Origin of the sequence: Nocardia sp. NPDC058497 (assembly GCF_042720195.1) — a bacterium.
Lineage (GTDB): Bacteria > Actinomycetota > Actinomycetes > Mycobacteriales > Mycobacteriaceae > Nocardia.
Genome location: NZ_JBHXMY010000225.1, coordinates 1 through 8813 on the forward strand (window position 1 = coordinate 1; position 8813 = coordinate 8813).

9 protein-coding genes are annotated in these 8813 nt (G+C 69.7%); 5 read left to right on the forward strand and 4 right to left on the reverse strand.

Annotated features, from left to right (window positions below; genetic code table 11):
- On the forward strand, nucleotides 1-198 hold a 198-nt coding region (locus ACFWPJ_RS16820), incomplete at its 5' end, for a DUF2461 family protein (protein ID WP_378852277.1).
- A gap of 53 nt (nucleotides 199-251) precedes the next feature.
- A complete protein-coding gene (locus tag ACFWPJ_RS16825) occupies nucleotides 252-629 on the forward strand; it encodes a hypothetical protein (RefSeq protein ID WP_378852279.1) in 378 nt (125 codons plus the stop codon).
- A gap of 3 nt (nucleotides 630-632) precedes the next feature.
- Here the strand turns inward: ACFWPJ_RS16825 and egtD are convergent, their stop codons facing one another.
- The 4 genes from egtD to egtA all read right to left on the reverse strand — a co-directional run bounded on the left by egtD (nucleotide 633) and on the right by egtA (nucleotide 5316).
- Nucleotides 633-1604 carry an L-histidine N(alpha)-methyltransferase gene (egtD, locus tag ACFWPJ_RS16830; RefSeq protein WP_378852281.1) on the reverse strand — a complete coding sequence of 324 codons (972 nt, stop codon included), beginning with the start codon at nucleotides 1602-1604 and terminating at the stop codon, nucleotides 633-635.
- Entirely contained in the window at nucleotides 1601-2590 is a 990-nt protein-coding gene (locus tag ACFWPJ_RS16835; protein WP_378852283.1) for a class II glutamine amidotransferase, read from the reverse strand. Before ACFWPJ_RS16835 ends, egtD begins: the two co-directional genes overlap by 4 nt.
- Nucleotides 2591-2645: 55 nt before the next feature.
- Nucleotides 2646-3938 (reverse strand): ergothioneine biosynthesis protein EgtB, encoded by a 1293-nt coding sequence (gene egtB, locus ACFWPJ_RS16840; protein ID WP_378852291.1) that lies wholly within the window; start codon nucleotides 3936-3938, stop codon nucleotides 2646-2648.
- A 100-nt stretch (nucleotides 3939-4038) separates the two neighbouring features.
- Entirely contained in the window at nucleotides 4039-5316 is a 1278-nt protein-coding gene (gene egtA / locus ACFWPJ_RS16845; protein WP_378852285.1) for an ergothioneine biosynthesis glutamate--cysteine ligase EgtA, read from the reverse strand.
- Nucleotides 5317-5447: 131 nt separating this feature from the next.
- Between egtA and ACFWPJ_RS16850 the strand changes: the two genes are divergently transcribed.
- Genes ACFWPJ_RS16850 through ACFWPJ_RS16860 form a run of 3 tightly spaced genes read left to right on the forward strand, consistent with a single transcriptional unit; the run spans nucleotide 5448 to nucleotide 8757 of the window.
- Nucleotides 5448-6626: an aminotransferase class V-fold PLP-dependent enzyme gene (locus ACFWPJ_RS16850; RefSeq protein WP_378852287.1), complete on the forward strand. Its 1179-nt coding sequence runs from the start codon at nucleotides 5448-5450 to the stop codon at nucleotides 6624-6626.
- A 60-nt stretch (nucleotides 6627-6686) separates the two neighbouring features.
- Nucleotides 6687-7100, forward strand: coding sequence for a lysophospholipid acyltransferase family protein (locus tag ACFWPJ_RS16855; protein ID WP_378852293.1), 414 nt, complete (start codon nucleotides 6687-6689; stop codon nucleotides 7098-7100).
- Between the two features lie 13 nt (nucleotides 7101-7113).
- Nucleotides 7114-8757 carry a fatty acyl-AMP ligase gene (locus ACFWPJ_RS16860; RefSeq protein WP_378852289.1) on the forward strand — a complete coding sequence of 548 codons (1644 nt, stop codon included), beginning with the start codon at nucleotides 7114-7116 and terminating at the stop codon, nucleotides 8755-8757.
- Nucleotides 8758-8813: the final 56 nt, after the last annotated feature.

The window sequence follows — 8813 nt, forward strand, 5'->3', positions numbered from 1 at the left end:
ACCAAGCCCAAGGGCTACTCCATCGACCATCCCCGCATCGAACTGCTGCGGCACAAGTCGCTCATCGCGAGCCGCGAGTTCGGCGCCCCCGACTGGCTGACCACCCCGGCGGCGGCCACCGAGATCCGGCGGGCGTGGACCGAACTGCGGCCGCTGGTCGAGTGGTTCACCGGCGTCTTCGAGGGCGTCGAGCACTGACCGCCGGGCGTGGCTACGGTGACTGACGCCGACCGGAGGCCGATACTGGCCTTATGAGCCGTGAAAACCCGCTGGACATGGACATGGGCGATGATCGTCAGGCCGACGACATCGTCACATACGAGCGGTACGTCGAGGACCCGCCGGAGGACTACGTGATCCGCAATCACGAAGCCGACGCCGACGGCTTCCTCGGCATCAACGAGGAAGTCGGCGAGGAGTGGACCGAGAACGGCGCCGCCCGCGAGGCCGTCGAGGAGGACGAACGCCCCGCCGAGGTCTCCGCCGTCCGGATAGTCGGCGACGACGGCGTCGACGGTGATCTCTACGACGACGACGCGATCGACGGCGAAGAAGGCGTCGAACGCGACCTCGAGGGCGACGAGAACCTCACCGCGGGCGAGTACCTCGCCGACGAGCTCGACCTGTAGTCCTCAGCGCCGTTCGGCCAGGACCAGGGCGAACCGGTCGTCCTGGTCGGTCCAGACGTGTGCCGTGGTGAAGCCCGCGGCGTCCAGTTCCGCGCGCAGGCCGTCGGGGCGGAACTTGGCGGAGATCTCGGTGCGCAGCTGCTCGCCCGCCGCGAAGTCGACGGTCAGGTCCAGGTCGGCGACGGTGGCGGTCATCGCCTCGGTGGCGCGCAGGCGCATCTCGATCCACTCGTTCTCGGCGTCCCACAGCGCGATGTGCTCGAACCTGTCCGGGTCGAAGTCGGCGCCGAGGCGGTGGTTGAGCACGTGCAGGACATTGCGGTTGAACTCGGCGGTGACACCGGCGGCGTCGTCGTAGGCGGGAACGAGGACGGCCGGGTCGATGACCAGGCCCGCGCCGAGCAGCAGCAGCTCGCCAGGTTCGAGTACCTCGTTGATGCCGGCCAGGAATTCGGCGCGCTCGGCGGGCACCAGGTTGCCGATGGTGCCGCCGAGGAAGGCGATCATCCGGCGGCCACCGCGGGGCAGATTGTGCAGGGTGTCGGTGAAGTCGCTGACGACGCCGTGCACGGCCAGGTTCGGGTACTCGGTCGCGATCTCGGCCGCCGCACCACGTAGCGCCGATGCCGAGACATCCTGCGGTACATAGGTTTTCAGCGAGCCTTCGGCGGTGAGTGCGTCCAGCAGCAGGCGGGTCTTGGCTGCCGAGCCTGACCCGAGTTCCACCAGCACCTCAGGGCGGGCGGCCGCGGCGATCTCGCCGACGACCCGTTGCAGCAGGGCCCGCTCGGTGCGGGTCGGGTAGTACTCGGGCAGTTCGGTGATCTGCTCGAACAGCTCGCTGCCACGGGCATCGTAGAACCATTTGGGCGGCAACGATTTCGGCGTGGCGGTGAGGCCGGTGCGGGCGTCGGTGCGCAAGGCCGCGGTGAGATCGTCGTCGGTGAGGTGGATGTCCAGCAGCGGCGCGGTCATGAACGGACCCTTTCGGTGACGGGAAGCTCGAGAGCGGTGATGGTGCAGTGGCCGGGGCCAGCGATCACCAATTGGCGATCGGCGACCGGCTGCCACCGTGGATCGGCGTCGTACGGTTCGGAGCACAGCACGGTGTAGTCGTCGGCGACGAGGACCGACAGCGAGTGCCAGCAGGTGGTGGCCCAGAGCTGGGTTCCGTTGCCGAGCAACAGGTTCAGGCGGGCGTTGGGCTGGTGCCGCAGTACCGCGGCGGTGAGCAGTCGCAGCGCAGCGGCGGCGTCGGTGATCGGGCCGCCGGGGTCGATCGCCCCGAGCAGGCCACGAAGCAGCACCCACAGTGCCGCGGAATCGGTGAGTGACTCGGCGTGCAGCAGTGCCGCGGCTGACCCGAACAGGGGTGTGACATCGGCGCGGATCCGCAACGAATCGACGGACGGTGCTGCACCGGCCCGCTCCCCGCCAGAAGACGACCCGGCGGGCGAACCCGACGGCAATGCACCGTCTCCCCCGGCGTGAAACGCGCCGGCGGGCGCACCGAATCCTGATGCGGAGGACAGTATCTCGTCCAGGTCGGCGAGTACGAGCGCGAGTGTTGTCCGCCAGTCGGGGACGACTCCGTTGTGGCTGAACGCCCAATGCTCGTCGACGAACGGCGCGCAGGCCGCGCGCTCCACCGGCATCCCGACGGTGGCCGACCGGACGGCGGCGAGCACTGCGCGCGATGCCAACTGACCGAGAACCTCGCCCACGGCTGGGTCGGTCCAGATGGGCGCGGCGTTGCGGTAGCGAGCGACCGCGTCGCGCGCGCCTTCGACGCCCACATCGGCCCGCCGCCACCAGGCGACGCCGAAACCGTCGGCATTGATCGTGCCGCCTGCCCGCATGTCGGTGGGCGCCCAGGATTGCTGATAGAGCGAGTGGGAGCCGCGCACGACCAACTCACCGACCGGCACCGGCGGGCCGAGGTATCCGAGGTGTCTGCACATCAGCGATCGCCCGCCCGTCGTGCGGTCCGGGAACGACCGACGTAGTTCCCGGACATCAGCGTTCGTCCTCGCGCAGGTCGCGGGCCAGCCGGAAGCCGGCGAAGATCTGGCGGCGGATCGGGTGGTCCCAGTTGCGGAAGGTGCCGCGGCAGGCGAACTCGTCGGTGCCGAACGAGCCGCCACGCAGGATGCGGTAGTCGCCGCCGAAGAAGACCTCCGAGTACTCGCGGTAGGGGAACGCGCGGAACCCGGGATACGCCTCGAAACCCGAAGCGCACCATTCCCAGACGTCGCCGATCAGCTGATGGACGCCGGTCGCCGACACACCGGCCGGGTACGCGCCGACGTCGGCGGGCTCGAGATGCCGCTGACCGAGATTGGCCAGGCGCTCGTCCGGCGTGTCCTCGCCCCACGGATAGCGCCGCGACGCACCGGTGGCCGGATCGAACCTGGCGGCCTTCTCCCACTCGGCCTCGGTCGGCAATCGCTTGCCCGCCCAGCGCGCGTACGCCTCGGCCTCGAACCAGCACACGTGCACCACCGGCTGCCTGGGCCGCAGCGGCGCGCTGACACCGAAGGCCCGGCGCGTCCACTGCGTGCCGTCGCGCTCCCAGAACTGCGGTGCGACGAGCCCGGCCTCCTGCCGGTGCGCCCAGCCCCGGTCCGACCACAGTTCGGGGCGCTCGTAGCCGCCGTCGGCGATGAAGGCCAGGTACTGCTCGTTGGTCACCGGCGCGACATCGATGGCGAAGCCGGGCACGTGCACCGGGTGGGCGGGGCGTTCGTTGTCCAGCGCCCACGGGTCGGCGGAGGTGCCCATCAGGAATTCGCCTGCGGGAACGACCACTTCGCCGCCGATCAGCGCCTGCGCGGTGGGCGCTGGCGGTGCGGACAGCACCGGTGCGCCGAGGCGCAGCTGGTGGGTGGCGAGCATGGTCTCGTCGTGCTGCTGTTCGTGCTGGGCGATCATGCCGAACGCGAAGCCGTTGTCCACCAGTGGATCACCGGACAGTGCGCTGGAACTCAGGACATCCCAGACCTTTTCGCGCACGGTGCCGACGTAGCCGCGCGCCTGATCGGGATTCAGCAGCGGGAGCGCGGGACGGTTCGCGCGGGCGTGCTTGAACGCGTCGTAGAGCTCGTCGATATCGGCTCGGACGGCCTCGCGGCCGCCGACATCGCGGACCAGCCACAGTTCTTCCTGATTGCCGATGTGCGCGAGGTCCCAGACCAGCGGGCTCATCAGGGGCGAATGCTGGGCGACGAGGTCGGCCTCGTCGACGCTGTCGGTGAGGGTGGCGGTGCGGTGGCGGGCTCGCTGCAGGACCTCGGCGATCCGGTCGCGCATGCGGTCGCGGCCGCTGTGGTCGGCGGGGGCGGAAAGGGTCACGGGATCAGCTCCGAACGAAGAGGGGCGACAACGACATCGGGGTCGGTGAACGGGATCGTCACGATCCGTTGCGTGTCGGCTGCGCCACGGTGAGCGGGCTGCGGCCGGACCGACATCGGCGGGCGGCGAGTACCAATTCCTGTGCGGCAGTGACCGACCGGGCGTGCTGCTCGGCCAGCTCGAGTAAATCCACTGCCGCTCGGCGTAATTGGGGGTCACGCAGACCGGTGCGCGCCGCGCCCTGCCACTCACCTGCCGTCGGGGCGGCGATGGCCGTCGCCTCGGCGACCACCGCCGGTGTCGACAACAGCGCGTCGACGACGTGGATGGGGGTGGTCCAGGTGTCGCCGGGCTGGGTGTCGAGGTAGCGGACCTCGAGGTGGCCCGCGGCCCTGACCGGCGGGAACAGGGTGGTCAGGTGATAGTCGAGGTCGGCGGTGCCCGGTCTGCGGCCCACCTCGTCGTCGAGTGCGCCCGCCAGCCAGTCGGCGAAGGTGGCGCCCGGCGGTGGCGACCAGTCGGCATCGCGTTCGGTGCAGCGCACACACAGCAGCGGCACGTCCAGCGCCCAGTGCGCGTACGCGGCGATCGGATCGGCCCAGTCGGCGACCGGTGGGCGGGTGCGGGACGGGTCGAGCCGCAGCCAGGTGCGCATCCGCTGCGAGACCCACTCTCCCTGCGGTGCGCCGTGCAGCACGGGCGAGCAGGCGAAGGCGGCGATCAGGGCCGGTCCGAGCGCGTAGAGCGCCGTCCAGCGCGCTCGGACCTCGTCGGGATCGGCGCCCGCGTCGACGCTGACCTGGGTGGCGGCGGTATTGCACATCATGAGGCTGCCGAACGGGCCGACACCGGCGAATCGGCGTTCCATGGCGGCGTAGCGGGGGAGGCGAAGTAGCCGTTCGGCAGGTCGATCGGCATCGCCGGCGGCGGGGATGATGCCGATACCGTGGGCGGCGAGCAGGTCCCGCAAACGGGCCGCATCAGCGCGCAGATTCCGCGTCAGCGCCTCGGTATCGGCGAACGGGGCGCTGGAAAGTTCTATCTGACCACCGGGTTCGAAGGTGACCATGCTCCCGCCGGGCAGGGGGGCCGCGACCGAAGCCGGGGCGATCGAGGTGGGCGCGTGTGGCCCGAGGGCCGCTGCCATCAGCTCGAGCGAGGGGCGCGCACCGGTGGGCCCGGCGGTGAGCCACTCCAGTTCGGCGCCGATCAGCGCGGGTGGCCCGAGCTTGAAGCAGACACCGCCGACATAGGCCTCCGCCGCCGCCCTGGACGATAGTTCGCCCTGGTCAGTGGCGGAATCGGGCCACGAAGAACGTTCCAGAGTGACCGCCATGCCAACCTCCGCGTGCTGTGTTCTACCGAGGGAATTCGCGTGTTCATGCAACCGACTCATTCCAGAGTAGCGACGGGCACCGACAGGAAAAGTGACGAATTGGGGCGCCACGGGACGCTAGGGTCGTCGCCATGATGGATCTCGCCGCGATCAGAGCCACCACCCCCGGACTTGCCACCGGACAGGTATTCCTCGACAGCGCCGGATCCTCGCTGCCACCGCGGGTCGTCACCGACACCGTCATCGGCCACCTGCACCGGGAAGCGGAGATCGGCGGCTATCGCGCAGCTAACGCGCGTCTCGACGATCTCGCCGCGGTGAAGACCTCCATCGCGACCCTGATCGGCGCGACCGCGGACACCATCGCGCTCAGCGACAGTGCGACCCGGTCATGGGCCGATTTCGCCTACTCGCTGCCCCTGCGACCCGGCGATCGCATCCTGATCTCCGGCGCCGACTACGCCAGCAACGCGATCGCCGCCCTCCAGCGCGCCAAGCAGACCGGCGCGGTGGTCGAGCACATCCCCAGCGACGACACCGGCCGCCTCGACACCGACGCGCTCGCGGCCATGCTCGACGAGCGGGTCAGGCTGGTCTCGCTCCAGCACGCCCCCACCAACGGCGGCCTGGTGAATCCCGTCGCCGAGGCCACCCGGATCGCCCACGAGGCGGGCGCGCTGGTCCTGCTCGACGCCTGCCAGTCGATCGGCCAGCTGCCGATCGATGTCGCCGCACTCGGCGTCGACGCGCTCTCGGCCACCGGACGCAAGTGGCTGCGCGGCCCGCGCGGCACCGGATTCCTCTACGTCCGCAGGGAATTGGCGCAGACGATGGAACCGGCCCGGCTCGACCTGCACAGCGCCGAGTGGGTGAGCGAGAGCGAATATCGCCTGGCTCCCGACGCTTCCCGCTTCGAATTCTGGGAATGCGACGTCGCCGCCCGCCTCGGCCTCGGCGCCGCCGTCGACTACCTGCTCACCCTCGGCCCCGACGAGGTCTACGCCGCCGTCGCCGAGCGCGCGGCCTACCTCCGCAAAACCCTGCCCGAACTGCCCGGAGTCACCGTCCGCGACCTGGGCACCGAGCACAGCGGCATCGTCTCGTTCACCGCCGAAAACCACAACCCCCTCCACCTACGCGACCGCCTCGCCGACCACGCGGTCACCGTCACCGTCAGCCACGCCAGCTCCACACTCCTCGACATGACCGCCCGCACCCTCCCCGCCATCGTCCGCGCGTCCCCCCACTACTTCGTGACCACCGAAGACCTCGACCGCTTCGTAGCGATCCTGGCCGACATCACCCGCTAGCCGGACAGCCGACCGGATCGGCGAGGGTCCTTATCGAAGGCAACGAACTGCGCCTGGGCAATTCACCCGGAGGGCGCACGGTCGACCGACGGCACGGTCTATCGTGGTCGTACCGGGGCGCTACGCGTTGCCATGGCTACAGGGGCGCCGGTGGTGCCCGTGGTGCTGGACGGAACCGACCGCATGAACCCTCGCGGTCGGAAACTGTTGCGTTTCACCAAGGTGCGCATCAGTATCCAGCCGGCGCGGCGTTATCCGGCAGCGGTTCATCGCGCCCAGGTCAGAGTGGCAACTGATCTGCTGATGCGGGAAATGTCAGCACTATCGGGTAGACCATATGTGGACCGCTACGCTGCCACCTTCGCCGCCGAGAGCCGATCGGCGAGGGTGCTCGGGTGTCAGTCGGGGTTAACACCCGTTGAGCGGGCGGGGATTTTCTGTTGGGAGCACGGCCGTAACCGATCGTTGGCGTAAAGGGAGTCCGACGTTGAGCAGGTTCACCGACGAAATGTTTGCCACAGCGCTGACCAGCCCACGGGGGCTGGTCACCGGGGAACCGGAGGCGCCGCTGCGGCAGACCTGGGGGGAAATTCATCGCCAGGCGCGGCGCATGGCGGGTGGTCTCGCGGCCGCCGGGATCGAGCACGGCGACGCGGTCGGCGTGCTCGCCGGGCTGCCCGTCGACATCGCGCCCGTCTGCCAGGCCATCTGGATGCGTGGCGCCTCCATCACGATGCTGCATCAGCCCACTCCGCGTACCGATCTCGCGGTCTGGGTGCGCGATACCGAAACCGTGCTCGGCATGATCGAGGCCAAGGCCGTCGTGCTCGGTGCGCCGTTCGCCGCCGCCGAACCCGTGCTGCTCGAACGCGGGATCACCGTGGTCAAGATCGAGGACCTGCACTCCGGCCCCGATACCGATCCGGTGCCGACCACCGAATCCGATATCGCCCTGCAGCAGTTGACCTCCGGGTCGACCGGGTCGCCCAAGGCCGTGCGAATCACCCACGGCAACTTCAACGTCAACGCGCACGCGATGTTCAATCGCGTGAAGTTTCAGCTCGTCGACGACGTCATGATCAGCTGGCTGCCGCTGTTCCACGACATGGGCATGGTCGGATTCCTCAGCGTGCCCATGCAATTCGGCGCCGAGGTGGTCTGCGTGACCCCGCTGGACTTCCTGGCAAGGCCACTGCTGTGGGCGGAGCTGATCGACAAGTACCGCGGAACCGTCACCGCGGCACCGAACTTCGCCTACTCGCTGCTGGCCCGGCGGCTGCGGCAGGCGGAGCCGGGGTCGATGGACCTGTCCAGCGTGCGCTACATGTGGAACGGCGCCGAACCGGTCGACCCGGACACGATGATCGCGCTCGCGGAGGCGGGCAAGCACTTCGGGCTCAACCCGATGGCGCTGACCCCGGTCTACGGCATGGCCGAGACCACGCTGGCCGTGTCGGTGCCCGACTGCGGCCACGGCATGGTGCTCGACGTCATCGACGCGGATCTGCTCGAGGCCGTCGGCAAGGCGGTGCCGGTCGCCGAGACCGGCCACCACGGCACCCCGCGCAGGCTGCCCACGCTCGGCCACCTTGTCGACGATCTGGAGGGCAGGGTCGTCGACACCGAACGGCAGCCGCTGCCGGTCCGCACGGTCGGCATCATCGAATTGCGCGGTCCCGCGGTGACTTCGGGCTACGTGACCGTCGACGGGTTCCGGCCGGCCCAGGACGACGAGGGCTGGCTCGACACCGGCGACATCGGCTACTTCACCGACGCGGGCCTGATCGTGGTGTGCGGGCGGATGAAGGACGTCATCATCATGGGCGGCCGCAACATCTACCCGACCGATATCGAGCGGGCCGCGCTGCGCGTGACCGGCGTTCGTCCCGGCAACGCGGTGGCGGTGCGGCTGGACGCGGGCGAGAAGCGCGAAAGTTTCGCGGTGGTGGTGGAATCCAACGACTACCAGGACCCCAACGAGGTGAAGCGGATGGAGCGCGAGATCGTCCACGAGGTGTTCGCCGAGGTCGGCGCCCGCCCGCGCACGGTCGCGGTCCTCGGCCCCGGCGCCCTGCCGAAGACGTCATCGGGCAAGCTCCGCCGCGCCGCCACCGCGATGCACCTGAGGTAGAACCGAACCGTCGCTGCCCGGCCGCCCCGCACTCCCCGACCTCGAGGTGGGGCCGC

Excerpts from the sequence above, each read along its gene's own strand:
- ACFWPJ_RS16850 (WP_378852287.1), top strand. The coding sequence starts at position 5,448 with ATGATGGATCTCGCCGCGATCAGAGCCACCACCCCCGGACTTGCCACC.
- egtA (WP_378852285.1), bottom strand. The coding sequence starts at position 5,316 with ATGGCGGTCACTCTGGAACGTTCTTCGTGGCCCGATTCCGCCACTGAC.
- egtB (WP_378852291.1), bottom strand. The coding sequence starts at position 3,938 with ATGCGCGACCGGATCGCCGAGGTCCTGCAGCGAGCCCGCCACCGCACC.
- ACFWPJ_RS16835 (WP_378852283.1), bottom strand. The coding sequence starts at position 2,590 with ATGTGCAGACACCTCGGATACCTCGGCCCGCCGGTGCCGGTCGGTGAG.
- egtD (WP_378852281.1), bottom strand. The coding sequence starts at position 1,604 with ATGACCGCGCCGCTGCTGGACATCCACCTCACCGACGACGATCTCACC.
- ACFWPJ_RS16825 (WP_378852279.1), top strand. The coding sequence starts at position 252 with ATGAGCCGTGAAAACCCGCTGGACATGGACATGGGCGATGATCGTCAG.